Origin of the sequence: Candidatus Symbiopectobacterium sp. NZEC151, assembly GCF_025962655.1 — a bacterium.
Lineage (GTDB): Bacteria > Pseudomonadota > Gammaproteobacteria > Enterobacterales > Enterobacteriaceae > Symbiopectobacterium.
In genome coordinates, this window is record NZ_JAGFPE010000001.1 from 654646 (window position 1) to 680482 (window position 25837).

At 52.7% G+C, this 25837-nt stretch carries 26 protein-coding genes; 14 read left to right on the forward strand and 12 right to left on the reverse strand.

The genetic code is table 11. From position 1 onward, the window contains the following. The first annotated feature begins 28 nt into the window (after positions 1–28). Positions 29–610, forward strand: a complete 582-nt coding sequence (locus J5067_RS03010) for a molecular chaperone (RefSeq protein WP_264642293.1) — start codon at positions 29–31, stop codon at positions 608–610. Between the two features lie 46 nt (positions 611–656). Here J5067_RS03010 and J5067_RS03015 read toward each other — a convergent pair whose 3' ends face one another. Beyond that, positions 657–1223 (reverse strand): lipoprotein, encoded by a 567-nt coding sequence (locus J5067_RS03015; RefSeq protein ID WP_264628962.1) that lies wholly within the window; start codon positions 1221–1223, stop codon positions 657–659. Between the two features lie 182 nt (positions 1224–1405). Beyond that, a complete protein-coding gene (mdtH, locus tag J5067_RS03020; protein ID WP_264642296.1) occupies positions 1406–2611 on the reverse strand; it encodes a multidrug efflux MFS transporter MdtH in 1206 nt (401 codons plus the stop codon). Between the two features lie 354 nt (positions 2612–2965). Here mdtH and rimJ point away from each other — a divergent pair, with 354 nt between their 5' ends. The 4 genes from rimJ to murJ all read left to right on the forward strand — a co-directional run bounded on the left by rimJ (position 2966) and on the right by murJ (position 6842). Then, complete coding sequence (gene rimJ / locus J5067_RS03025; RefSeq protein WP_264642297.1) at positions 2966–3550, forward strand: ribosomal protein S5-alanine N-acetyltransferase; 585 nt, start codon at positions 2966–2968, stop codon at positions 3548–3550. An 11-nt stretch (positions 3551–3561) separates the two neighbouring features. Continuing rightward, on the forward strand, positions 3562–4215 hold the full coding sequence (locus J5067_RS03030; RefSeq protein ID WP_264642298.1) for a YceH family protein: 654 nt from the start codon (positions 3562–3564) through the stop codon (positions 4213–4215). Positions 4216–4256: 41 nt separating this feature from the next. Continuing rightward, complete coding sequence (locus J5067_RS03035; protein WP_264642299.1) at positions 4257–5192, forward strand: Gfo/Idh/MocA family protein; 936 nt, start codon at positions 4257–4259, stop codon at positions 5190–5192. Positions 5193–5306: 114 nt separating this feature from the next. Further along, on the forward strand, positions 5307–6842 hold the full coding sequence (gene murJ / locus J5067_RS03040; protein ID WP_264642300.1) for a murein biosynthesis integral membrane protein MurJ: 1536 nt from the start codon (positions 5307–5309) through the stop codon (positions 6840–6842). A 72-nt stretch (positions 6843–6914) separates the two neighbouring features. Here the strand turns inward: murJ and argS are convergent, their stop codons facing one another. Further along, positions 6915–8645 (reverse strand): arginine--tRNA ligase, encoded by a 1731-nt coding sequence (argS, locus tag J5067_RS03045; RefSeq protein WP_264650402.1) that lies wholly within the window; start codon positions 8643–8645, stop codon positions 6915–6917. Positions 8646–9393: 748 nt separating this feature from the next. Here argS and J5067_RS03050 point away from each other — a divergent pair. Beyond that, positions 9394–9936: a VOC family protein gene (locus tag J5067_RS03050; RefSeq protein ID WP_264650835.1), complete on the forward strand. Its 543-nt coding sequence runs from the start codon at positions 9394–9396 to the stop codon at positions 9934–9936. A gap of 198 nt (positions 9937–10134) precedes the next feature. Next, positions 10135–10899, forward strand: a complete 765-nt coding sequence (cutC, locus tag J5067_RS03055; RefSeq protein WP_264642302.1) for a copper homeostasis protein CutC — start codon at positions 10135–10137, stop codon at positions 10897–10899. A 102-nt stretch (positions 10900–11001) separates the two neighbouring features. Here the strand turns inward: cutC and J5067_RS03060 are convergent, their stop codons facing one another. The 7 genes from J5067_RS03060 to J5067_RS03090 form a co-directional block, all read right to left on the reverse strand. Next, positions 11002–11862: a leucine-rich repeat domain-containing protein gene (locus tag J5067_RS03060; protein WP_264642303.1), complete on the reverse strand. Its 861-nt coding sequence runs from the start codon at positions 11860–11862 to the stop codon at positions 11002–11004. A 257-nt stretch (positions 11863–12119) separates the two neighbouring features. Beyond that, complete coding sequence (locus tag J5067_RS03065) at positions 12120–13361, reverse strand: DUF1835 domain-containing protein (protein WP_264642304.1); 1242 nt, start codon at positions 13359–13361, stop codon at positions 12120–12122. A gap of 269 nt (positions 13362–13630) precedes the next feature. Next, on the reverse strand, positions 13631–13915 hold the full coding sequence (locus J5067_RS03070; protein ID WP_264650403.1) for a hypothetical protein: 285 nt from the start codon (positions 13913–13915) through the stop codon (positions 13631–13633). A gap of 305 nt (positions 13916–14220) precedes the next feature. Further along, positions 14221–15192, reverse strand: a complete 972-nt coding sequence (gene cmoB / locus J5067_RS03075) for a tRNA 5-methoxyuridine(34)/uridine 5-oxyacetic acid(34) synthase CmoB (RefSeq protein ID WP_264650404.1) — start codon at positions 15190–15192, stop codon at positions 14221–14223. Next, positions 15189–15932: a carboxy-S-adenosyl-L-methionine synthase CmoA gene (cmoA, locus tag J5067_RS03080; protein WP_264650405.1), complete on the reverse strand. Its 744-nt coding sequence runs from the start codon at positions 15930–15932 to the stop codon at positions 15189–15191. Before cmoA ends, cmoB begins: the two co-directional genes overlap by 4 nt. A 124-nt stretch (positions 15933–16056) precedes the next feature. Then, entirely contained in the window at positions 16057–16452 is a 396-nt protein-coding gene (locus J5067_RS03085; protein WP_264642308.1) for an MAPEG family protein, read from the reverse strand. Between the two features lie 192 nt (positions 16453–16644). Then, positions 16645–17457: a DUF72 domain-containing protein gene (locus J5067_RS03090; protein WP_264650406.1), complete on the reverse strand. Its 813-nt coding sequence runs from the start codon at positions 17455–17457 to the stop codon at positions 16645–16647. A gap of 394 nt (positions 17458–17851) precedes the next feature. On the opposite strand from J5067_RS03090, the gene aspS reads away from it, so the two are divergent. The 6 genes from aspS to ruvB all read left to right on the forward strand — a co-directional run bounded on the left by aspS (position 17852) and on the right by ruvB (position 23139). Beyond that, positions 17852–19636: an aspartate--tRNA ligase gene (aspS, locus tag J5067_RS03095; RefSeq protein ID WP_264642310.1), complete on the forward strand. Its 1785-nt coding sequence runs from the start codon at positions 17852–17854 to the stop codon at positions 19634–19636. A gap of 6 nt (positions 19637–19642) precedes the next feature. Continuing rightward, a complete protein-coding gene (gene nudB / locus J5067_RS03100) occupies positions 19643–20086 on the forward strand; it encodes a dihydroneopterin triphosphate diphosphatase (protein ID WP_264642311.1) in 444 nt (147 codons plus the stop codon). Positions 20087–20109: 23 nt separating this feature from the next. Beyond that, entirely contained in the window at positions 20110–20853 is a 744-nt protein-coding gene (locus J5067_RS03105; protein ID WP_264642312.1) for a YebC/PmpR family DNA-binding transcriptional regulator, read from the forward strand. Positions 20854–20902: 49 nt separating this feature from the next. After that, positions 20903–21424: a crossover junction endodeoxyribonuclease RuvC gene (ruvC, locus tag J5067_RS03110; protein WP_264650407.1), complete on the forward strand. Its 522-nt coding sequence runs from the start codon at positions 20903–20905 to the stop codon at positions 21422–21424. Positions 21425–21506: 82 nt separating this feature from the next. Further along, a complete protein-coding gene (gene ruvA, locus J5067_RS03115; protein ID WP_264650408.1) occupies positions 21507–22127 on the forward strand; it encodes a Holliday junction branch migration protein RuvA in 621 nt (206 codons plus the stop codon). A gap of 10 nt (positions 22128–22137) precedes the next feature. Beyond that, positions 22138–23139: a Holliday junction branch migration DNA helicase RuvB gene (gene ruvB, locus J5067_RS03120; RefSeq protein WP_264650409.1), complete on the forward strand. Its 1002-nt coding sequence runs from the start codon at positions 22138–22140 to the stop codon at positions 23137–23139. 7 nt (positions 23140–23146) lie between these two features. Here ruvB and znuB read toward each other — a convergent pair whose 3' ends face one another. After that, entirely contained in the window at positions 23147–23932 is a 786-nt protein-coding gene (gene znuB, locus J5067_RS03125) for a zinc ABC transporter permease subunit ZnuB (RefSeq protein WP_264642316.1), read from the reverse strand. Beyond that, positions 23929–24687 (reverse strand): zinc ABC transporter ATP-binding protein ZnuC, encoded by a 759-nt coding sequence (znuC, locus tag J5067_RS03130; protein WP_264642317.1) that lies wholly within the window; start codon positions 24685–24687, stop codon positions 23929–23931. Before znuC ends, znuB begins: the two co-directional genes overlap by 4 nt. 73 nt (positions 24688–24760) lie before the next feature. On the opposite strand from znuC, the gene znuA reads away from it, so the two are divergent. Next, entirely contained in the window at positions 24761–25837 is a 1077-nt protein-coding gene (znuA, locus tag J5067_RS03135) for a zinc ABC transporter substrate-binding protein ZnuA (protein ID WP_264650410.1), read from the forward strand.

Below are 25837 nucleotides of genomic sequence, written 5' to 3' on the forward strand. Positions count from 1 at the left end.
TAATCACCATAATAACAACAGGTATGACATGAACGAATTCTCATTGGTATGCCGGCTGCTCGGTACGCTGTTTAATCGGGCTCCTGACGACGCCGTGGTTACCCCCTTGTTGACGATGATTGAACAGGGCAAACTCAAGCCGCATTGGCCGCTTAATCAGGATGCTTTGCTGGAGCGCATGCAGCAGAGCGTTGATATCAGTGCATTAACGGCTGATTATCACGCGCTGTTTGTTGAACAGGGCGGTGCGGTTTCCCCTTGGCGCTCTGCCTATGTCGAAGATGACGCGCAAGACGCTGTGCGCGTTTTTCTACAACAGCGTGGTATGCCGCTCAAAGAAGGCGCTGTCGACCACTTTGGTGCATTGCTGTTGGCCGCTTCATGGCTTGAAGATCAGGCACAGGCAGATGAAAGTGCCGCACAGTTGGCCTTGTTTGACGAGTTTCTGCTGCCGTGGAGCGATCGCTTTCTTGGCAAAGTCGAGAGCCACGCCACCACGGCGTTTTATCGCACGCTGGCGCTATTAACACGCGAAGCGCTGGAAGCGTTACGAGAAGATTTGGTGGAAGAAGAGGACGATGAGGACGCGCAGGATAGTCAAGAAGCGTGAATCTGGTTATCAGTATCAGGGCGGAGGAACCCGCCCTGATAACGGCTTAATCGGTCAACTGAATAGCGATTTGTCCCGGTTTTACCTCGATGCCTTTCGCCAGCTTTTTGGCTAACGCTTCCGTTTTGCTGTGTTCATCGCTGAGCACATAGGCTGGTTTCTGATCAAAATAGTTCTTCAATGCCTGATTCAAATAGGGCGTCAGCGTGTTGAATACGGTATCCATTTTCTCTGGCGTCACCTGATAATCCACCAACTCCATCTCTTTGAGGTAAACGGCGCTGTTGGTTTTATCAAACACTGGTTGTGCTTTTAGCGTAAGCACCGCATCCGCTGACTGGGCACCCAGCAGCGAACTGATGTCCACTTTGGCATGACCCGACAGTGTGACCTTGCCCGGTTCGGCACGTCCGATCTGGCTGCTGAGATCGCTCAACACGATGGTGGCATCGACTACGCCCGGAATACCGATCTGTTTTTTGAAATCATTGTGCTTTTGCAGATAACCGTTTATATCTTGCTCGCTAAGCGAATATTGCGTGAGTCGATCGCAGCCACTCACAAGTAACGTCAGCGCCACTGCGGCAATGGCGGCTATCCCTGATTTTTTCATTGATGTTCCTCTGCACGTGCTGTGTTTCAAGGTATGGCGGTTTTAAGATAGCAAGGGTGCCCTGAGCGTAGCAGAAAAACTGCGGGCTAACGGGCGAGGATATACACTGCCGCATTAGCCCCAGCAAAACTATCAGATAGCGCCGAAAGCGCTAAAATTGGCAGTTAGCCCCAGCATTACCCTTAATGTTCGCCAAGCATGGCCGATGCTATTTTACGCAGATTGAACTGCCAATACAGGGTAGCTAGCGTAACTAAACCGATGATGCCCAACATAAACCACGGCAGTTCCGGCATATGAAGTCGATGCCCGGTATCAAACAACCACCCGCCGCCGCTGTAGCCCAACGCGCCGCCCAGTGCCAGCCCCAGACGACTGAAACCCATGTAACTGCCGCGCGCACGCGCATCGGCCAGTGACGCGCTCAATGTTTCACGCGCCGGTTCAGCAATAATCGATCCCATGTAAAACAGACTGATAAGCATCAGCAGCGTCGGCAGCGTGGTGGTCATGCCGATGGGAAACAGGCTCAGCGTCATGATAAACAACCCTGCCATCAGACGTTGTTCCAGACGAAAGCGCTTTTCGCTCCAGCGCGCAATCGGATAGAGCAAACTGAGCGACAGCATGGCTTCAATCGCATACATCCATTTCACCGCTGAGGGCGTGCCCGCAATCTCATTGACCATGATCGGCAGCATTAACAGAACCTGCACGCCGAGCATGTAGTAACCGGTCAGCGTCAGTACATAAATCAGGAAGCGCCGATCGCGAATGACGCGCAGCAGACCTTCTGAAATCGGCGTACGCACGGTCGAGATACGATAGGCGGGTAACAGCCAGGCGTTCAATGCCGCCGCCAGCACGAACAGGACAGCACCGCCCCAGCACACGACGGTAAAGTCATATTGCAGCAGCCAACTGCCAATCAGCGCACCGATAACCGCCCCGGCACTGTCTTGCATCATCAGCAATGAGTAGAAGCGCCCACGTTCCTGCGGACGAACCAGTTTTACCACCAGTGCGGTGCGCGGAGGATCGAACAGCGTGCCGCCCAGGCCAGAGAGCGCACAGGAGAGCCAGAGCAGCCAGGGTTCGGTGGCGATAGCCATAAACATAAAACCCGCGGCGCGCAACAACATGCCAGTGATGATCATCGGTTTAGCGCCAAACCGGTCGGCAATGGCACCGCCAAAAACACCTAATCCCTGTTGAATAAACTGACGTAATCCGAGTGCGATACCCACCAGCAAGGCTGCCCAACCCAGATCGTCAACAAAGCGTATGGAAATAAGCGGGAAGACTACAAAAAAACCCAGAACCACCAGCATATTGTCTAATAGAAGGAAATATTTGCCGAGACTCCGAGCTTGTGACATCAGAGGCATGTTTCACCACAAGAGAAAAAAAAGAAAGAGTTACAACACGTCTATTTTGTACCCTAATCGGATGGCGGGATAGTCTTTACAGGACAATATTTTTTTATCGTACCGAACGTCTGTGAGTGCAGTTTGAATGGCTTTTTTTTAGCCAAAGTGCGGCGATATTGCAGTAATTGCGTAATAAGTCACCGCAGGAGGTTTTACGCCAGAGAATTGATGCGGTTATAGTAGCGAGTATCGGTGTTTTTCGTGGTTAGGCGTGTGGTTCCCTGTTTGGGGGCTGGTTTTTCCAGTTAAACCTGTACTACAAATTATCGCGATAAATTTTTCTTATCGAACAACGCAAAAAACGAGGCAGAGATGTTTGGCTATCGTTCAACCCCGGCACGGGTATATATGACAACGGACAGGCTGGTCGTGCGTTTAGCCCACGAACGTGATGCCTGGCGTCTGGCGGAATACTATGCGGAGAACCGTGATTTTTTAAAACCCTGGGAGCCGGTGCGTGATGCCAGCCATTGTTATCCTTCGGGCTGGCAAGCGCGGCTTAGTGTGATCAATGACATGCATAAGCAAGGATCGGCTTATTACTTCCTGCTGCTCGATCCGAATGAAAACGAGGTGCGTGGGGTTGCCAATTTCAGTAACGTACTGCGTGGCTCCTTCCACGCCTGCTATCTGGGCTATTCGCTCGGTGAGAAATGGCAGGGGCAGGGCATGATGTATGAAGCCTTGCAGCCTGCGCTGCGCTATATGCAGCGCCAACAGCACATGCACCGTATTATGGCTAACTACATGCCGCACAACCAGCGTAGCGGTAATCTGTTGACGCGGCTGGGTTTTGAACGTGAAGGCTATGCTAAAAAATACTTGTTAATCGACGGCACCTGGCAGGATCACGTTCTGACTGCCTTGACGAATGAACATTGGACGCCGCAGCGATAGGAGCCCAGAGAATGAAATATCAGTTTGATGCTAAAGCGTTGCGCGTGGTGGGCTGTTTGCTGGAAAAACAGATCACCACGCCAGAACAGTACCCCATGTCGCTAAACGGTGTGGCAACGGCATGTAATCAGAAAACCAACCGCGAGCCGGTGTTGGATCTCAGTGAAAGCGAGGTGCAACAAACGCTCGATCTGCTGGTTAAAAAACACGTTGTCAGAACCCTGAGTGGTTTTGGTAATCGCGTGATGAAGTATGAGCACCGATTTTGCAACTCTGAGTTCGGTAATCTGAAGTTTTCCTCGGCGGAAGTGGCGTTGGTCGCGACGCTGCTGCTGCGCGGGGCGCAAACGCCGGGTGAATTGCGCACGCGTGCGGCGCGCTTGCATGAATTTGCGGATGTCGATGAAGTCGAACAGACGCTGACACTGCTGCAAACCCGGGAGGATGGCCCCTTTGTGGTGCGTTTGGCGCGTGAGCCGGGTAAGCGGGAGCACCGCTTCATGCACCTGTTTGGCGATGATGAACCCGTCGCGACCGCCGCTGACAGCGCTGAAGAGCGCCTAGAAACTGACTCGACGGATCTCGCGCAGCGCGTGCGTGTGCTTGAGCAAGACGTGGCCGAATTGAAACAGCAATTGGCGCACTTGCTGTCGCAACAATCCTGAGTAATGCCCGAGAGAATGGTTCCCTTAGTGAAGGTGACACAATGAATACAGCGAAAACGGACGCACAGCCGATCCGTATCGGCATGGTTGGGCTCGGTTCGATTGCGCAAAAGGCCTATCTGCCGGTGCTGAGCCAGGAAACACGCTGGAGATTTGCCGGCGTCTTTTCCCCGGATCAGCAAAAAATGCGCACGCTGTGCCAGCAATATCGCCTGTCAGGTTATTCGTCACTGGAAGCGTTGGCGAATGCGTGCGACGCCGTGATGGTACACAGCAGCACCGCCAGCCACTACGAGGTAATCAGCGCGTTATTGCGCCTTGGCGTGCACGTGTATGTCGACAAGCCGTTGGCGGAAACGCTGCCGCAGGCCGAGGCGCTGTTAGCGTTAGCCGAGCGTCAGGGAAAAACCGTGATGGTCGGATTTAACCGCCGTTTCGCCCCCGGTTATCAATCGCTGAAATCAACGTTACCGCATCCGGATTCTGTGCGGGTGGAGAAACACCGCGCGGATAACGTGGGTCCGCAACCGGCACGTTTCACCCTGTTGGATGATTACCTGCACGTGGTTGATACGGCTCTGTGGCTGGCGGGCAAGGGCGCGGTGTTACAAGGCGGCGTCATTCGCAATAATACGGCAGGGCAGCTTGTTTTTGCTGAACATCTGTTTGCTTCAGCAACCTGTCAGATTGTCACCAGCATGCATCGGTGCGCGGGCAGCCAGCGTGAGTCGGTGCAGATGATCGGGCAGGGGGCTATTCACCATGTCGATAATCTTAGCGATTGCTGGCAGGAGAGCGGTGGGATTGTCACGCGACACCCCGCACCGTCCTGGCAAAGTATTTTGGAACAGCGCGGTTTTGTGGGGGCGATTCACCATTTTGTTGACTCACTGGAGCAAGGTGTTCAACCACAGACGTCAGGCGAGCAGGCGATTCTGGCGCAGCGAGTGGTTGAGTCGCTGCTCACATCATGCTGAATCCTGCGATGGCTTAGCATCAAGGGTGGCTATTCCGCCCCTGATGCGTAGACTGTCGCCACGCTTGGCGGGCTGCGTTCCGCTGTAACTCTCGACACAACAGAATCGAATCGGATGAATTTATTAAAATCATTGGCTGCGGTCAGTTCAATGACCATGCTATCGCGCGTATTGGGCTTTATCCGCGATGCCATTGTCGCACGGGTGTTTGGTGCCGGGATGGCAACAGACGCCTTTTTCGTCGCCTTTAAACTGCCGAACCTGCTGCGTCGCGTTTTTGCAGAAGGCGCCTTCTCGCAGGCATTTGTTCCGATACTGGCTGAATACAAAAGCCAACAAGGGGATGAGGCGACGCGTACCTTTCTTGCCTATGTGTCAGGCATGTTGACGCTGGTGCTGGCGCTAGTGACCGTGGCCGGGATGATCGCTGCGCCCTGGGTTATTGTGGTGACGGCTCCGGGGTTTGCCGCCACGCCCGATCGGTTTGCGCTGACCTCAGCGCTGTTGCGCATTACCTTCCCGTATATCTTGCTGATATCACTGACATCCATGGTGGGATCGGTATTAAACACCTGGAACCGTTTCTCCGTTCCGGCGTTTGCGCCGACCTTTCTCAATATCAGCATGATTGGTTTCGCCCTGTTCGCCACCCCCTATTTTGATCCACCGGTGTTAGCGTTGGCCTGGGCGGTGTTGTTGGGCGGCGTGTTGCAATTGGTTTACCAACTGCCGCATCTCAAGAAGATCGGAATGTTGGTCTTGCCGCGCTTTAAATGGCGTCACCCCGGCGTCGGGCGAGTGATGAAACTGATGGCCCCTGCGATTCTGGGCGTGTCCGTTAGCCAAATCTCGTTGATCATTAACACCATTTTCGCCTCCTTTCTCAGTGAGGGCGCGGTCTCGTGGATGTACTACGCTGACCGACTGATGGAGTTCCCTTCCGGCGTGCTGGGTGTCGCTTTAGGCACGATTTTGCTGCCATCGCTGGCGAAAAGCGTTGCCAGTGGCGATCAGGAGGCCTATTCACACCTGATGGATTGGGGGCTGCGTCTCTGTTTTCTGTTGGCGCTGCCGAGCGCGGTTGCCTTGGGCATTTTGTCGAAACCGTTGATTGTTGCGCTGTTCCAGTATGGCAAGTTCAGCGCGCTGGATGCATTGATGACCCAGCGGGCGTTGATTGCCTACGCCATCGGATTAATGGGACTGATTGTGGTGAAAGTGCTGGTGCCGGGGTTCTATTCTCGACAGGATATCAAAACGCCGGTGAAAATTGCGCTGGTCACGCTGGCGCTGACGCAGGTGATGAACCTGATCTTTATCGGGCCGCTACAGCATGCCGGGCTGGCACTTTCCATTGGGTTGGCCTCTTGCCTGAATGCCGGGCTGCTCTATTGGCAATTGCGCAAACAGCAGCTTTTCCAACCACGTCCGGGATGGGGCTCGTTTCTGGTCAAACTGGTTATCGCCGTGCTTGCCATGTCGGCGGTATTGATAGCGCTGTTAGTGTGGATGCCTGCCTGGGACATCGGCGGCATGACAGTGCGTATTTCGCGTCTGATGCTGGTGGTGGTGGCGGGGGCTGGTACCTACTTTGCGATGCTGGCGCTGCTTGGCTTCCGTCCGCGCGATTTTGCGCGTCGCGGTCTGTGACCGAAGCCGGTATGTGATAGCACCAAAGAAAAACGGTGGCCTGAGCCACCGTTTTTTTATAACGTGATGCTGTTACATCTTATCGACGGTTTCAATGCCCAGGGTGCTTAATCCTTGTTTCAGCGTTTCTGCGGTCAACAGGGCCAGTTTCAGGCGGCTTTCGCGCACCGCATCGCTGTCGGCATTCAGAATCGGGCAATGCTCGTAGAAACCGGAGAACAAGCCGGCAAGATCGTACAAGTAAGCACACATCACGTGCGGCGTACCTTCGCGCGCCACGGTGGTGATGGTTTCTTCAAACTGCATCAGGCGGGTTGCCAGCGCTGTTTCGCGTCCATCATTCAGTACCACAGGCTGCGTCAGTGAGGCTTTATCCAGATTAGCGCGTTTGAAAATCGAGGCGACGCGGGTGTAGGCATACTGCATATAGGGGGCGGTATTGCCTTCAAACGCGAGCATGTTATCCCAGTCAAAAACGTAGTCCGTGGTACGGCTTTTTGACAGATCGGCATATTTCACTGCACCGATGGAGACAACGCGCGCCAGTTCACGCAACTCATCTTGTTCCATATCCGGGTTTTTACCGGCGATCAGCGTTAATGCGCGCTCATAGGCTTCGTCTAACAGGTCCGCCAGCTTGATGGTGCCACCCGCACGGGTTTTAAACGGTTTGCCATCTTTGCCCAGCATCATGCCGAACATATGGTGTTCCAGCGATACCGAATCTGGCACGTAGCCCGCTTTGCGCACAATAGTCCATGCTTGCATCAAATGCTGGTGCTGGCGGGAATCGATATAGTAGAGAACGCGATTGGCCCCCAACGTCTCGTAGCGGTACTTGGCGCAGGCAATGTCGGTGGTGGTATAGAGATAGCCACCATCTTTCTTCTGAACGATGACGCCCATCGGTTCGCCTTCCTTGTTTTTGAACTCATCAAGGAAAACCACCGTCGCCCCTTCACTTTCAACGGCCAGGCCTTTTGCCTTCAGATCGGCAACAATCTCTGGCAACATAGCGTTATAGAGGCTTTCACCCATGACGTCATTTTTGGTCAGGGTGACATTCAGACGATCATAGGTGAGCTGGTTTTGCGTCATGGTGACATCAACCAGCTTGCTCCACAGTTCGCGGAAATAAACATCGCCGCCCTGTAACTTCACCACGTAGTGGCGGGCGCGCTCAGCGAAGGCGGCATCTTCATCGTAACGCAGCTTCGCTTCACGGTAGAAGGCTTCCAGATCGGGTAATACCAGCTCGCCGGAGGTGTCTTTCTGCACATCTTCCAGATGGGCAATCAACATACCGAACTGTGTTCCCCAGTCACCGACGTGGTTGGCGCGGATAACCTTGTGTCCGAGAAACTCAAGGGTGCGGACCGCTGCATCGCCAATAATGGTGGAGCGTAGGTGGCCGACGTGCATTTCTTTGGCGACGTTAGGCGCAGAATAGTCAACCACGATGGTTTGCGGCGTGACAGGGGTGATACCCAACTTCGGTGCGTTCAAAGCCCGTTCGGTTTGTTGTGCCAGCCACTGCGCATCCAGAAACAGGTTGATAAATCCCGGACCGGCGATCTCTGTTTTGGCGACAATGCCTTCCAATGCCAGATGCTGAACTACCGTCTCTGCCAGTTGTCGTGGAGCAAGCCCAAGTTTTTTCGCTGCCGCCATGACACCATTGGCCTGGTAATCACCAAACTGAGCCTTGGCTGACTGGCGCACCTGCGGGTCTGTGCCGTTGGGCGCACCCGCTGCAACCAATGCCTGGCTGACTTTTTCCGAAAGAAGAGCCTGAATATTCACCTGGATACCTTTAATAAAAATTTAGCCCTCGCTTATACCATATTTGGGCTGAGACGTCAGCAGGGCAAGCCTTCCCCGCGAGAATTTTCCTGAGAAAATGCAAGGGGGATGGAGCACGAAGAGGTGGGTAACGCGTCGAAAAGAGGGGCAAAGAAGAAGAATAGAGCCAGCGCTAACAAAATAGGGTTAACGCTTTCTTCCCCGATGGTTGGTTCCGATACGTTGACTTTCCCTTGTTTTAAAATGTTTAAAAATTGCATATGCCGCAATGGCAATAAGCAGAACCGATAAAATGGCTAAAATCATAATTATTTCTCTGTATACTATTGCGATACGATAACAAATTACCTGTTTTTGTTAGGTGTTACAATGTAGGTCAAGAGGTTTAAGATTAATCTTTTCTTTTAAGAATATTCCCTAAATCCGTATAATTGACGTAGGAATTAGGTGTATTTAGTTATTGTGTACCATTTACTGCGCTGTGTTTATAAATTCCGCTGCCGTTCGATATCCTTATCAAATACGGTGATGTGATTAACCATGAAGGGATATAGCATAAAGTGATGTTTATCACGTTATGTTTCAGAATGTTACAGCATCTGTTGCATGCACCAGTAGGCTTTTTGTGCGGTGCCCGATGAGCCAGAGCGCTCTGCACCTGGCTTGTGCCGGAATGGTGGCAAAAAAAGCACAGGCGTTACTATTTGAAAATTAATTATTTTTACTGTTAGGAAATGCAATGTCTGGAATGCTTCCCCCTGCGCTTCAACAAGATTTGGCCCGCTTTGAGTGCGCGTTGTTACAGTTAGCGGATACGCTGGCATTGGATTTGTCGCAATTTGAAGCAGATCATATCGCGTTGCGCTGCAACCAAAATACGACAGCGGCACAATGGAAAGAAGCGTTATTAACGATGGGGGTATTAATTTCTGAAAATCACATTAACGGACGTCCTATTTGCCTTTTTTCGCTGAACGAAAAAATAACCGTGGGCCCGTTGAGCATAGACTGTATTGAATTACCCTGGCCCGGTCAGCGCTTTTATCTCAATGAAGGGTGGGAGCATGTCGAATTAGTATTAGCGGGCAATCCAGAGACGTTGCATGCACGCGCGCTGGCTTGTCTCTCCGATCGGGCGCTAGCCTCTCCGCGTATTACTTTGAAATTCAGCCAACCCGGCAGCGATAAAGAACGACTGCCCAACCCCACGTTGGCCGTGAGCGACGGGACAACCACTATCAAGTTTCATCCGTATTCGATCCGTGAGGTCATCGCCAGCGAGCGGGAGTGAGCCGGATGCTGCTATCTGCTGAAGGCTTTTGGTAAAAATTGTGTGACACGTCATGGATAGCATCGGGGCAATCCTGCCCTCTGTGACTCGGCTCTCCTTTGCATTTTTATTCAGATGCCATATTTACCCTAAAGCCATAGCGTGCTGGTTAATGGTGCAATGGTCACAGCGCAATGTGACGCAGGCGGGAGAGAGTAAATGTCTAAGTTGGAAGTATGCTGTTACAGCGTTGATTGCGCACTTACGGCGGAACTGGCGGGAGCCGACCGCATTGAACTCTGTGCAGGCCAGCGTGAGGGCGGACTGACGCCCAGCTATGGTGTTCTGGCAGAGGCACGGAGCAGGGTTCGGCTGCCGGTGCATCCGATTGTACGCCCGCGCGGCGGGGATTTCTGCTACAGCGACAGTGAGTTTCGTACCATTCAGTATGATATTCAGCGCATTAAAGAAATGGGTTTTCCCGGCGTGGTGGTCGGTGTGTTGGATGAAGAAGGGCATATCGATCTGCCGCGCATGAAAGCCGTGATGGCGCTCTGTGAGGGGATGGCGGTGACATTCCATCGCGCCTTCGATCTGTGCTTGAATCCCCACATGGCGCTGCAACAGCTCACCGATTTGGGCGTGGCGCGCGTGTTGACATCAGGCCAGCAGCAGCAAGCTGAAAACGGATTAACGTTATTGCGTGAACTAACCCATGCGAGCCGTGGTCCAATTATTATGGCGGGAGCAGGCGTGCGTTTGACCAACCTGCATAAATTTCAGCGAAGCGGTATTCAGGAACTGCACAGTTCAGCCGGACACTGGCTTCCCTCGGCGATGCGGTTTCGCAAAGTGGGCGTCTCTATGTGTTCAGATGCTGAAAGCGATCTGGACGAATTCAGCCACTATTGCGTTGACGGCGACATTGTTGCCGAAATGAAGCGCGTATTAAATGCGGGGTGTCAGCCGGTTCCTGTCCCCTGAGTGCTGAAAGCCCGTCGAACGAGTCCTTTACCGCGCAGCATTCCCTCGGGTTTGCTTGCGAGTACCAAGCCCCGGCGGTTTGCCGGGGCTTTTTTTCTTACGCTATCCCATCGCGTATACAATTATTGGTCCTGAATAATCAGGATCTTGGTCGGCGAGGCGCAATTTCTGAAAGGTTTCTACTGAAAGTGGGTTGCCAAGAAGATCAATGTCGGCTTTGGGCGACAAATTCATGATGCTGTCAGGTATTTCTTTTATTTGATTATATCTTAAGTCAATATATTTGGTCTTTTTAGAGAAATCGCATAATATATGTTCGATTTTATTATGGCTTAAATCTATTCTTTTTAGTTTTTGAGGGCAGTTTGTAATTGCCCCTTCGATGCTGTTTTCACTTAGGTCTAAATGTTTTACGAAAGGCGGTAAGTCTTCAGGGTATTTCTTCAAGGCATTTTGGCATAGATATAATTCAGAGATATTTTCGGGCAGGTTTTTAGGCAACGACTCCAGTCTGTTATTATAAAGTGATAAGAAAGTGAGGGTTTTAGGAAGTGTTTCTGGTAAAGTTGTCAGGCAATTATTCATTGCGTATAGTTGTTGAAGGTTTTCAGGAAGTCGAGTCGGTAATTTATCAAGTTTATTGTTCGAAACATTTAATTTTATTAGCTGGTCGGGGATAACATCAGGTAATGAACTCAGTTCAAGGTTAGCTAAGTCAAGAGAAGTGCTTGCCCTTTCAAGACAATCTTGCATTCGCAAAACTGCAACGTTCCGTAGTTCACCTTCACCTTGGGGAGCATTACTCTCCCATGTTGACCAGATAGCTTGATATTGCTCCTGACTCGGTTGAGTTTGCGAGGATTGAGAAACACTGCCTGCATGATATTCTTCAGCACGCTGCGATGGTGTTATGTTTATTAACGATGCTGAATGTGAAAGAGCGTTATTTTTAATCGTGAACATATCACTTCCCCGTATGAATTAAGTTCCCTGTACTATGTTCGCCTACGCAGGAGGATGAGTGATATCAAAAAAGAGAATTACTCAAGGTTGTATGATGTCCCATGCAGTCCCGAGCGGTGTAATAACCCTATGATTACCCATTTCTTTCTTTAGAAGGCACTGCTGTGAAATTAAATGCAGTGCATCACAAACCCCGACCAGTCGGTCGGGGTTTGTGACCGCAATGATTATATATTCTGCTTGCGTTGAAAACTACACTACGAATCCCGCCATACCGGACGCCCATTATTGTCCACCGCCCAGTGTCCTTCACGGGGCGTAAGGCAAACCCCGCCCACCCAGCGAGACTGCGGTGCAACATCAAGCCAGTAAGCGTTGCCGTTGAGCATGTCATTCCCGAGCGGCGTTAATTCCACCGTTTGCAGGGCTTCAGTATCTGCCGCCGTGTTGATACGTAGCAGTGGGTTTGGACCGAGTATCAATGGTCTGATGGCGGAATAGAACATCATGTCACCCATATAAGGCAGCGGATCGCGCTGGCCGATCAGCTCTCTGAATACCTTTCTGAGGCTGACAGGGCCGGACTGCGCAATATACTGTAATGACAGGCGTTCAGTCAGAGAAAGACCGTCGTTGATACCCGGCAATTCTTGCAATAATCGGCGCAAGGAACGGGAGAGATAAGGCAATGTGGCGTGTTCACGCTGAGTGAGCGTAAAGAGCGCTACCGGTGAGGGCGCGCACCAGGCCGACCAGGCAAGGCGCGCCAGCGTTAGTGCATCGGCAGGCACCGTTTGGCGCTGCGTCCAGAGCCAGGCCAATACATCGGGTGATAGTTGCCCGAGCCCAATAAAACGCTTCACGCCCGGTATATCGTCAACAGCGATAAGCTCAAGCTTTTGTGGCTGCTTTTCGAGTGTCGAGAGCGTGCGGATCAAAAACAGTTGGTCGTAAGGATCGGCTTCGCACCACAGCACCGCATGTTCTGCATCGGGTAAACGTTGCCACTGCGCCTGCTCCTCGTCAAAACGACGCATCACGTCATCGGCGTCCAATTGAAATGCCTGCTGGATATAGGTGCAGCGCGCCGTGCGGTAGTCTGCAAAGGGGATGTCCTGAACGGGCCCCATCGCCAGCGGGTCGGTATAGCTGTGAAATGTGCCGCGAAAACCGGCGAGTCGCAGACTGTGTTCAATATCATTGCCGCAGCGCCAGTGCTGGGTTTTGCTTTCATCATCAGCGGCGAAATGGGGATGACGCCGGGCAAATGCAATGGCATCCACATGCGCTTTAAGCTTTGGCCAACTGTCAAACCCCACATCACGCGCAATTAACCACTGTGCGCTGGCAAGGGTAACGTTGGACGTTGGATTAAGACGATGAAGCAGCGCTAATTTTTCAGGCTCGAGGCCTGCCTTGATACGTTGCAGCAACTCTTTAGCGCGTTTGCGTTGTTGAACAAGGCTGATGTGACCATTACTTATCGGATGTACAGACATACGAGCTCCTTTCCAGAACCTTATCCGCATTCAGGTGGGGAGTCGTAACCTTGAGGTTGCCTACTTGTCTTGGGCGCAGCCCTTTCCGCGGATGGCGGCGCAGATCACGCCGAACCATCACTATATCCCGCCAGCGGGAGGGCTGCAATACGCGTACTAGTGATTACCGTTGAAATGTTATAACGGGTTTCCTCTGACCAGCGTTTAATTACCGTACGCGCAGTGGTATCAAAAAAACGAAAATCGGTGTAACCGTTCCGCTATTGTTATTATTTAAACCAGCGTTTGAACTCATTTTTAGCTTGTTGCTTAAAACGTTCAGTTCCTCGTTCAACTTGTTGCTCAACACGTTCAGTTTCTCTTTTAACTTTTGGCACAAATCGATCAATTTCTCGACCTACTCGCTCGCCAAAACTGGGCTTTTCACACTCACCGGACTGAGTCAATTTATCAAGATCATCTTTTGATTGATTAAGATGATCTTGTTTTTCAATACAGGCGTGATCGGGCGCTACCGAAGATAACTTGTTTGTTACCAGCCCCGATGTTGACACTGTCGCAGTGTTTCCGTGTGACGAACTCTGGGATGTCGAAATTGAGTGAGTTGAAAGCGTTGCACTTGACATGGACGGTATCATATTGATGACTCCCTGTTAATATGAGGAGTGATGATATGAGGAAAAAAATTATTTTTATATCAGGTTATGGCCTTATTTAATGTAGCGCGATTATGCATTACGAAATCTTGCGGAAGTAAATATAACGCGTAGTCAGAAATATCAAAGCATGTAGGCTAGATCAGGAACGGATGCAACGATAAATAGCAAGTAAAACCCCGGCATGGCACCGGGGCGAGACACTAAGGATTACGTGCCACTATCACCGCACGCAGCGGCGCGGGGTAACCTTCACAGGTTTTACGGTGATCGTTGGGATCGAGAAAATCGGCCAGTGATTCCGTGGTCATCCATGAGGTTCTGCGCTGCTCTTCAAGGGTGGTGACGCAATGATCGACGATACGCACGTCGACAAAACCGCACTTTTCCAACCAGCGCACCAGCGCCAGAGCAGAGGGAATAAAGTAGACATTGCGCATCTGCGCGTAACGCTCGCCGGGTACCAGCACGGCATTTTCATCACCCTCGATAACCAGCGTTTCCAACACCAGCTCTCCGCCGGAAACCAACTGATTTTTCAACTGCCACAGATGATCGAGCGGTGAGCGGCGGTGATAAAGCACGCCCATGGAAAATACCGTATCGAAGGCGGCGAGTTCGGGCAACTGTTCGATGCCCAGCGGTAATACATGCGCCCGTTGGTCGTTACCCAGTAGTTTGCGTACCGCTTCAAATTGGCAGACGAAAAGCTGCATCGGGTCGATGCCCACGGCCAGATGCGCACCGGCACCGACCATGCGCCACAGGTGATAACCGCTGCCGCAGCCGACATCCAGCACCAGACGGCCCTGCAAAGGGCTGATATGGGGCGTCAGACGTTCCCATTTCCAGTCAGAGCGCCATTCGGTGTCGATATTGACACCATAAAGCGAATAGGGGCCTTTACGCCACGGCATCAGTTGACGCAGGCGCACTTCCAGCCCTTCACGTTGACCCTCGCTGAGGCCCGGCTGTAAAGCGGCGGTGACGCTGTGTTGCACATCTAACTGCGAGGGGGTTAATTCGGGCAAGGCTTCAACGGCATTGAACCACTGTTTAAATTTGCCGTGCAGTGATTCCCGTTGCCATGCACTCAACTGTGCAGGCAGCGTGTTTAACCAATGGCTTAATGGACCTTTCGCGATAAGCTGATAAAAATTGCCAAAATCGATCACGCATTATCCTCAGCTTTTAGCGCCAGTAACGAACCAAAATTAAAGCACTGGAACCACACTTCGCTGTGTTGAAATCCGGCCTGTGCCAGACGAGATTTATGGGTTTCCACCGAATCGGTCAGCATCACATTTTCCAGCATATTGCGCTTTTGGCTGATCTCTAATTCGCTGTAGCCATTTGCCCGTTTAAAATCGTGGTGCATGTTGAATAACAGCTCGCCCACCTTGCTATCTTCAAAGCTGAATTTTTCCGATAACACCAGCGCCCCACCGGGGTTCAAGCCTTGATAGATCCGCGTTAACAGCGTCTGCCGTTCTTCCGGTGCCAGGAATTGCAAGGTGAAGTTGAGCACCACCAAAGAGGCATTCTCAATGACGATATCGCGGATATCAGCCTCGATCACCTTAACGGGGGTGGCAGCGCGAAAAGCGTCAATATGGCGGCGACAGCGTTCTATCATCGCGGGTGAGTTGTCAACGGCGATAATGTGGCAGTCCGCTGCCTGAATATTACGCCGCATCGACAGCGTAGCGGCACCGAGCGAGCAGCCCAGATCGTAAATCTGGGTATCGGGTTTGGCGAAACGCTCGGCCAACATGCCGATCATGGAAATAATATTGGAATAACCGGGGACGGAGCGCTGAACCATATCGGGAAAGACTTCAGCGACGCGTTCGTCAAAGGTCCAGTCACCGAGGTGGGCTATGGGAACAGAAAAAAGCGTATCGCGATTTGGCATGATGGACACGGGGTAATGGTGCGGTTAATAAAAAAGGTGGCACAGTCTAGCAAATATCGAGAGGAAAGTCTGTGTCCTTGCGGCGCGCCATCGCACGTGCAGCGCGCCAGAGTCACAGGCGCCGTTAATACAGCGTGAGCACCAATTCCCAGGGAAGGTAGTAAAGATTGAACAGTGACATCAATACCAGTGAGGCATAGGTAGCGGCCATTCCGGTGCGACGCCAGCGGAATTCACGTTGGCGTAACCCGACGTAGTGAAACAGCCGGCCAATAATCAGCAACATACCGCACAGGTGGATCATGACGATCAATGCACCGTTCATTTCCATCAGCACCAGAAGAATCGCACCGATGGGGAGGTATTCTACGGCATTGCCGTGCACCCGAATGGCGGTCTGTAATTCATAAAAACCGCCGTCTCCGTAGGCTACGCGATATTGCATCCGCAGTTTAACCACATCGAGAGACAGTTTTACCAGCAACAATGCGCCAAGCACCACGTAGAGCGCGCTTACCATGTTCCACTCCATTGTCGGGCAAACCTTGCCTGACAGAAAATATTAACCGACTTCGGCTGGCAGAATGATAGCTGTCTGCTGTCAGACTGTCGCCTGTAATGTCTGCTTTTAAAAAAAAAGCAGTTCAAAACCTGAAGTTATAATAAAAAATGCTAAAAAAAGCCTTTTAATATATTGCTGTTTTATCTTTGTTTAAAATAAGGCGTCCTGCTGCGGCCAGTCAGGGCGCGGCGGGCAGGCAGCGATAACCGGCTCTAACAGCGGCCACATCGCCTGCGCCAGCGGTAGCACATTGCCAATGTCAGGCGTATGGATAAACAGATACGGAGAATGTTCCTGCCAGAGCGTCAGTTTATCAACCCAGGGGTCAAACCAGCGCAAATTGTCGGCAATATCTTCATTGCCGATGAAACGGATGGCGGGTTGCTGTGCGGTCAGCACCGCATGAACCGGTAAACGCGGTTTTTTCCGTTGGGCTTCGAGCAGGGCGGGCGTATCAGGCAACGCGTGGTGCACCGGGCGGCTGTCGAGCATGATCCTGTCGATGCCCCGTTGTTGAAGTCCTTGGTTCAGTTGCCGTTCATCCTCGCCTTTGGCAAAAAACGCAAGGTGGCGAACTTCCACGCCATAGCTGAACTCCTGCGGTAACGTATCGAGAAAACGCCATAAATCGGGGAGTTGCTCGGGGGAAAAGGCCGCAGGAAGCTGCAACCAGAATTGCCCAACGCGCGAGGCGAGCGGTTGCAGGCAATGGAAGAACTGGCGCGTTTCCTCTTCACAGTGGCGCAGCCCCGCCTGATGGCTGATGGTGGCCGGAAATTTGAAGCAGAAGCGGAAACTGTCAGAGGTCATGTCGCGCCAGCGTAATACGCTGTCGGCGCTGGGTAGCGCATAAAACGTGGTGTTGCCTTCCACACAGTTGAAATACCGCGCGTAGTCCTCCAGCGTGCGCAGTCCGAACTTGTGCCAGGCGGGATGTTGCCATTGTGGTAAGCCAATAAACATTCCGTTGCAACCCATTAACAGAGTGAGAGACAGTAAAACATTTTTTTAACCGAGAGGGAATTCTCACGATTCTTGCGACATATCACTGCCCGGAAACCGCTTCACTCTTATCGTTCCGGGGAATATCCTTTATAATAGCCACCTTTTTTTACTGAACAGCAATCCAGAACTACCATACCGTGTAAAAAAACACCGTTGTGACCTGATGCGTGGGGAAACGTTGCTGTGTTTGTGACATCCGTGAGTGTTGTGGAACCGATAGGTTTTATGGAACCTGCGTGTTGCACTCACTGCGACGATGCGGTTTGGCCGGTGCTCTCTGGCGTGGTGGTTGTAGGTGTGATTATATCTCGTTGAGATTGTTTCTAGCGTGATTGCTCAAAAGGACATCGTAATGCGTACTGAATATTGTGGACAACTAAACGCGTCCCATGTGGGCCAGGAAGTGACATTGTGCGGTTGGGTTAACCGTCGCCGCGATCTGGGTGGTTTGATATTTATCGATATGCGTGACCGCGACGGCGTGGTCCAGGTGTTTTTCGACCCCGATCGGCAGGATGCTTTCACTCTGGCGTCAGAACTGCGTAACGAATTCTGCATTCAACTGACCGGCGTGGTGCGTGCACGCCCTGAAAGTCAGGTGAATAAGGATATGTCTACCGGCGAAGTGGAAGTGTTTGCGACCGCGCTGACCATTATCAACCGCTCAGAGCCGTTGCCGCTGGATGCTAACCAAACCAACACCGAAGAAGCGCGTTTGAAATACCGCTATCTCGACTTGCGCCGCCCGGAAATGGCGACGCGGTTAAAAACCCGTGCGCGTATTACCAGCTTTGTGCGTCGCTTTATGGACGGCCACGATTTTCTGGATATTGAAACGCCGATGCTGACCAAGGCGACGCCGGAAGGGGCGCGCGATTACCTGGTGCCAAGCCGGGTGCACAAAGGCAAATTCTACGCGCTGCCGCAATCGCCGCAGTTGTTCAAGCAATTGCTGATGATGTCCGGTTTCGATCGCTACTACCAGATTGTTAAATGCTTCCGTGATGAAGACTTGCGTGCGGATCGCCAGCCAGAATTTACCCAGATTGACGTCGAAACCTCCTTCATGACGGCACCGCAGGTGCGTGAAGTGATGGAGAAACTGGTGCGTGAACTGTGGCAGGAGATTTTGAGCGTCGATCTGGGTGATTTCCCGATCATGACGTTTGCTGAAGCCATGCGCCGTTTTGGCTCCGACAAACCTGACCTGCGTAACCCGCTGGAACTGGTGGATGTCGCCGATCTGCTTAAAACGATCGACTTTAAAGTGTTCTCCGGCCCGGCTAACGATGCCAAAGGCCGTGTGGCGGTGATTCGCGTACCGGGCGGTGCGCAATTAAGCCGCAAACAGATTGATGAATACGGCAAATTTATTGAGATCTACGGGGCTAAGGGCCTTGCCTATATTAAAGTTAACGAGAAGGCGAAAGGGCTCGAAGGAATTTCCAGTCCGGTGGCTAAATTCCTGAATGAAACGCTGCTGACAGCCCTGTTGGAACGCACGGCGGCCGAGGACGGCGACATTCTGTTCTTCGGTGCGGACAGCGCGAAAGTGGTGACAGACGCGTTGGGTGCGCTGCGTCTTAAACTGGGACGCGATCTCGGCCTGACCAATCTGGCAAGCTGGAGACCGCTGTGGGTCATCGACTTCCCGATGTTTGAAGACGACGGCGAAGGCGGTTTGGCTGCCATGCACCACCCGTTTACTTCACCGCGTGATATGACGCCTGAAGCACTGGAAAGCAACCCGGTTTCAGCCATCGCTAACGCCTACGATATGGTGCTGAACGGCTATGAAGTGGGTGGCGGTTCCGTGCGTATTCATAGCAGTACAATGCAACAGACAGTGTTCCGCATTCTGGGCATCAATGAACAGGAACAGCGTGAAAAATTCGGCTTCCTGCTGGACGCGCTGAAGTACGGTACACCGCCGCATGCCGGTCTGGCGTTTGGTCTGGACCGTCTGGTGATGCTGTTGACCGGCACCGAGAACATTCGTGACGTTATCGCCTTCCCGAAAACCACCGCAGCGGCCTGCCTGATGACGGAAGCGCCGAGCTACGCCAATCCGGCATCGTTAGCCGAGCTGTCAATTGCCGTGGTGGCGAAAGCGAAACCTGTGCAGGATGCGGAGTAACCGCCGATGGCTTATAAGCGTCCCGTTTCGGCCCTGATCGTTATTTATGCTCAGGATACCGGGCGGGTGCTGATGCTTCAGCGTCGCGACGATCCCGATTTTTGGCAGTCGGTTACCGGCAGCCTTGAGGAAGGCGAAACCGCGGCGCTTACCGCGCAGCGCGAAGTGAAAGAAGAAGTTAACATCGATATCGCCGCTGAGGGGTTATCACTGTTTGACTGTCAGCGCTGTGTCGAGTTTGAGCTTTTTGCTCATTTGAGACGTCGCTATGCCCCCGGCATCACGCACAATATGGAACACTGGTTCTGTCTCGCGTTGCCGAGTGAACGCGAGGTGATTCTCACCGAGCATCTTGCCTACCGTTGGTTAGCGGCGTCCGAGGCGGCGCAACTGACCAAATCGTGGAGCAACCGGCAGGCGATTGAAGAATTTGTTATTTATCCGGCCTGAAGAGGCTTTTTTCGGAGATTTTTATGGCAGGTCATAGTAAGTGGGCCAACACAAAGCACCGTAAAGCGGCGCAGGATGCAAAACGCGGCAAAATCTTTACCAAAATTATCCGCGAACTGGTGACGGCGGCTCGTTTGGGCGGCGGCGATCCGGGCTCCAACCCGCGTCTGCGTGCGGCCATCGATAAAGCGCTCTCCAACAACATGACGCGCGATACCCTGAACCGCGCCATTGCACGCGGTGTCGGTGGCGATGAAGATAACAACATGGAAACCATCATTTATGAAGGTTACGGCCCTGGCGGCACGGCGGTGATGGTGGAATGTCTGAGTGACAACCGCAACCGTACCGTATCCGAAGTGCGCCATGCCTTCACCAAATGCGGGGGTAACCTGGGTACCGATGGTTCCGTTTCCTATCTGTTCACCAAAAAGGGCGTTATCTCTTACGCGCCGGGCCTGGATGAAGATCAGGTGATGGATTCTGCGTTGGAAGCCGGTGCTGATGACGTCGTGACCTACGACGACGGCGCTATTGACGTCTTTACCCCGTGGGAAACCTTCGGTCAGGTGAAAGATGCGCTGGATGCTGCCGGTCTGAAAGCCGAATCCGCAGAAGTTTCCATGATCCCGTCGACCAATGCCGACATGGATGTAGACACCGCACCGAAACTGATGCGTCTGATCGACATGTTGGAAGACTGTGATGATGTGCAGGAAGTTTATCACAACGGTGAAATTTCCGACGAGGTAGCGGCAACACTGTAATGGTGTTTTCGCAGCTTACGGTTAACGCGTCTACAGGGGGCGATGCGCGATGGCGCTAATTCTTGGCATCGACCCCGGTTCACGCATTACCGGATATGGCATTATCCGCCAGCAAGGGCGTCAGCTCAGCTATGTCGGTAGCGGCTGTATTCGCACCGGGGTGGACGATCTCCCGACGCGATTGAAGCTGATTTATGCCGGGGTGAGCGAGATAATCACCCAGTTTCAGCCTGATTGTCTGGCGATAGAGCAAGTTTTTATGGCCAAAAATGCGGATTCAGCCCTGAAGCTGGGGCAGGCGCGCGGCGTGGCGATTGTGGCGGGTGTCAATCAAGGGTTACCCATTTTCGAGTACGCTGCCCGACAAGTAAAACAGACGGTTGTTGGCACCGGCGCGGCAGAAAAAAGTCAGGTGCAGCATATGGTGCGTACCTTGCTGAAGCTGTCAGCGAATCCGCAGGCAGATGCCGCCGATGCGCTCGCCATTGCCATTACGCACTGTCATTTGAGTCAGAATGTGGCACGCATCGGCCCCGACAGGTTGAATTTAGTGCGCGGGCGACTGCGTTGAACATCAGGCTGGATATTCATCCAGCCTTTTTTATGCTATAAGCTAGCAAAAAGGTTTTAACGTAACGAAAAGGAAGGTCAACGTGATTGGTCGTCTCAGAGGCATCATTCTGGAAAAACAACCGCCGCAGGTGCTGATCGAAGTCAACGGGGTTGGCTATGAAGTCCATATGCCGATGACCTGCTTTTATGAACTGCCCGATTTGAACCAGGAAGCGGTCATTTTCACCCAGTTTGTGGTGCGGGAAGATGCACAGTTATTGTTTGGTTTTAACAATAAGCAAGAGCGCGCGCTATTTCGTGAGTTGATTAAAACCAACGGCGTTGGGCCAAAACTGGCGCTGGCTATCCTCTCAGGGATGTCCGCCCAGCAGTTCGTGAGCGCCGTTGAGCGAGAAGAGATCGCTACGTTGATCAAACTGCCGGGCGTCGGTAAGAAAACGGCAGAGCGGTTAGTGGTAGAAATGAAGGACCGCTTCAAAGGGATGAGCGGAGATCTGTTTAATCCAGCGGCCCTCGATGTCCCGCTCAGCAGCTCAGCATCCACCGCGGCACCGGAAGACGATCCGGAAAGTGAAGCGGCCTCAGCGCTGGTGGCCTTGGGCTACAAACCGCAGGAAGCCAGTCGGATGGTATCGAAAATTGCCCGACCCGGTGCGGACTGTGAGATGCTGATCCGCGAAGCGCTGCGCGCCGCACTGTAAGGAAATTGCCATGATTGAAGCCGACCGCCTGATCTCCTCGCAAGAAATACCTGAAGAAGAGATCATTGATCGTGCGATCCGCCCACGCATGCTGGCGGAATACGTAGGGCAACCCGTGGTGCGCGAACAGATGGAAATCTTTATTGAGGCGGCACGTAAACGGGGTGATGCACTGGATCACCTGCTGATTTTTGGTCCACCCGGTTTAGGGAAAACCACGCTCGCCAATATTGTCGCCAATGAGATGAACGTGAACCTGCGCACCACGTCAGGGCCGGTGTTGGAGAAGGCCGGCGACCTGGCGGCACTGCTGACCAACCTTGAACCGCATGATGTGTTGTTTATCGATGAAATCCACCGTTTATCGCCCGTGGTGGAAGAGGTGCTCTATCCTGCGATGGAAGATTACCAACTGGATATCATGATCGGTGAGGGGCCCGCCGCGCGTTCAATCAAACTCGACCTTCCTCCGTTTACCCTGATTGGCGCGACGACCCGCGCTGGCTCCCTGACATCGCCACTGCGCGATCGTTTTGGCATTGTGCAACGGCTCGAATTCTACAAGGTGGAAGACTTACAGCACATTGTCAGCCGCAGCGCGGCTTGCCTGGGGCTGGATCTTACCGATGAAGGCGCGTTAGAAGTCGCTCGACGCTCTCGCGGCACGCCGCGTATTGCCAATCGCTTGCTGCGCCGGGTCCGTGATTACTCAGAAGTAAAATCGAGTGGTGCCATCGATGTCGAAACGGCAAAGCTGGCGCTGGATATGCTGGCGGTAGACACGGAAGGCTTCGATTATATGGATCGCAAATTGCTGCTGGCTATCATCGATAAATTTACCGGCGGACCGGTCGGGCTGGATAATCTGGCGGCGGCTATCGGTGAGGAGCGGGAAACCATTGAAGATGTGCTGGAGCCTTACCTGATTCAGCAGGGGTTTATTCAGCGCACGCCGCGCGGGCGTATTGCCACCGCGCATGCATATCGTCACTTCGGTATTGACAGAAGCTGACCCGCCCTCAGGCGGGTTGCTTGCGAATCAGGCTCAGCATAAACAGGAACGAGGCGCTCAGCACCACGGAAGGGCCCGCTGGGGTGTTGTACAAGGCGGAAAAGATCAGACCGCCGGTCACGGCCAGCATCCCCAGCACCACCGCTAAACCCGCCATCTGTTCCGGCGTGCGTGCAAAACGGCGCGCGGTAGCGGCAGGAATGATCAGTAATGAGGTGATGATCAGCGCACCGACAAATTTCATGGCAAGCCCGATGGTCAACGCGGTTACCAGCATCAGAATCAAACGGGTGCGCTGTAGATTGACACCGTCCACGTGCGCCAATTCCTGGCTGATGGTCATGGAAAGCAACGAACGCCACTGCCAGCACATGATGGCGATCACTACCAGTACTCCAGGCCCAATCAGCCACAAATCCTGCGTGGTTACCGACAGCAAATCACCAAACAGGTAGGCCATCAAATCAACGCGAATGTTGTTCATCAGGCTAACGACCACCAACCCTAACGACAGCGCGCTGTGCGCCATGATGCCAAGCAGCGTGTCGATGGCGAGATAGGGGCGACGCTCCAGCCACACCAATCCCAGTGCCAGCAGCAGGGTTACCAGAATAACCGCGTAATAGACGTTGATATCCAGCAGAAAACCGATGGCAACGCCCAGCAGGGAGGCATGGGCCAGCGTATCACCGAAGTAAGACATCCGTCGCCAGACCACGAACGAACCGAGCGGACCCGCCGCGCAGGCGAGAAAAATACCGGCCAGCCAACCGGGGAGCAAAATATCAATCATGCGTCGTTGCCGCCCTGTCGTTTTAAAATAATGCGTCCGTTTAAATCGTGACGATGATTATGGTGGTGGCGATAGACGGCCAATTGTTCTGCGCCGCGTGGGCCAAACATGGCGAGAAATTGAGGATGCAGAGAGACGACTTCTGGCGCGCCAGAGCAGCATACATGCTGATTCAGACACAGCACTTCGTCGGTCTTGGCCATCACCAGATGCAAGTCGTGCGAGACCATCAACACACCGCAGTCAAATTCCTGTCGCAACTGGTTGATAAGGTCGTACAACGCCAACTGTCCGTTGACATCCACCCCTTGCGTCGGCTCATCTAACACCAACAATTGAGGCTGATTGAGCAGCGCGCGCGCGAGCAGCACCCGCTGTGTTTCGCCACCGGAGAGCTTTTGCATCGGTTGATCTAACAAGTGGGCGGCCTGCACCCGCTTGAGCGCGGGCAAGATATCCTGCTGTTTAACGCCGGGGCGTAAACGCATAAAACGACCCACGGTCAAGGGCAGGGTGACATCCAGATGCAGTTTTTGCGGTACGTAGCCAATGCGTAAATTGGGCTGCTTGTGCAGGGTGCCAGCCGTAGGTGCCAGCAGCCCGAGCACCACGCGTACCAGCGTGGATTTTCCTGCACCATTGGGCCCAAGCAGGGTAAGAATGCGGCCCGATTGCAGGTTCAGCGAAATGTCGCTAAGCACGTTACGTTCACCAAAGGCGACGGAAATGCGATCGAGCGAAACGAGTGTAGACATAAAATTCAGTTTGCAGAGTGTCTGTGACGTTATAATATTACAAAATTAACGGTAAATGAATGAGAAAACGCGCATGCCATCCAGCTTTACACCGAAAAAATCGCCAAATGAGCAAAAATTGAAAGCCCTGTTTGTCGCGGGTGCACTATTCTTTGCGGGTATCACTGTAGAAAGCGCGCAGGCGGCGGTCGTCAGCTCCGTTCGTCCTCTCGGGTTTATCGCGGCGGCCATTGCCGATGGGGTAACGCCTACGGAGGTACTGTTACCTGATGGCGCATCGCCTCACGATTATGCCCTGCGCCCGAGCGATGTCCAGCGTTTACAGTCGGCAGAGCTGGTTATTTGGGTTGGGCCGGAAATGGAAGCGTTTTTAACCAAGCCGCTGGCATCTCATGCTGCATCACAACAGATTGCCTTGGCGAGCTTGCCTGCCATTCAGAACGCACTGATTAAAGAGAGTGAGCACCACGACGATGAGCATGCTGAAGCGGCGGAGCATGACCATCATGACGCTGCGGATCATGATGAAGCCGAGCACCAACACGGGCACGTTCATGGCAGTGCTGATGCGCATCATGACCATGGCGCAGATGATACTGCTGACGCCCATGAAGGGCACCACCATGGCGAGTACAACATGCACATTTGGCTGTCACCGGAGATGGCAAAACAGACAGCGATCGCAATTCATGCAAAATTGTTGGAACTAATGCCACAAAAGAAAGACAAATTAGACGCGAATCTACTTAATTTTACAGATCAACTCGCGCAGACAGAAGAAAAAGTTGTTAATATGCTGGCACCTGTGAAGGGGAAGGGCTACTTCGTGTTTCACGATGCCTATGGCTATTTTGAAAAGCGTTTTGGGTTAAGCCCGTTAGGCTATTTCACTATCAACCCAGCCATTCAACCCGGTGCACAGCGTTTACACCAAATACGAACACAACTGGTTGAGCAGAAGGCGGTATGCGTCTTTGCTGAGCCACAATTCAGGCCAGCGGTTATCAATGCTGTTGCCAAAGGAACGGAGGTACGCATTGGCGTACTGGATCCATTGGGAAGCAACATCGCGCTAAGTAAGGACAGTTATGCCGAGTTTCTGCTACAACTGTCCGATCAGTATAGCCGCTGCCTGGAGAAGAGATCATGA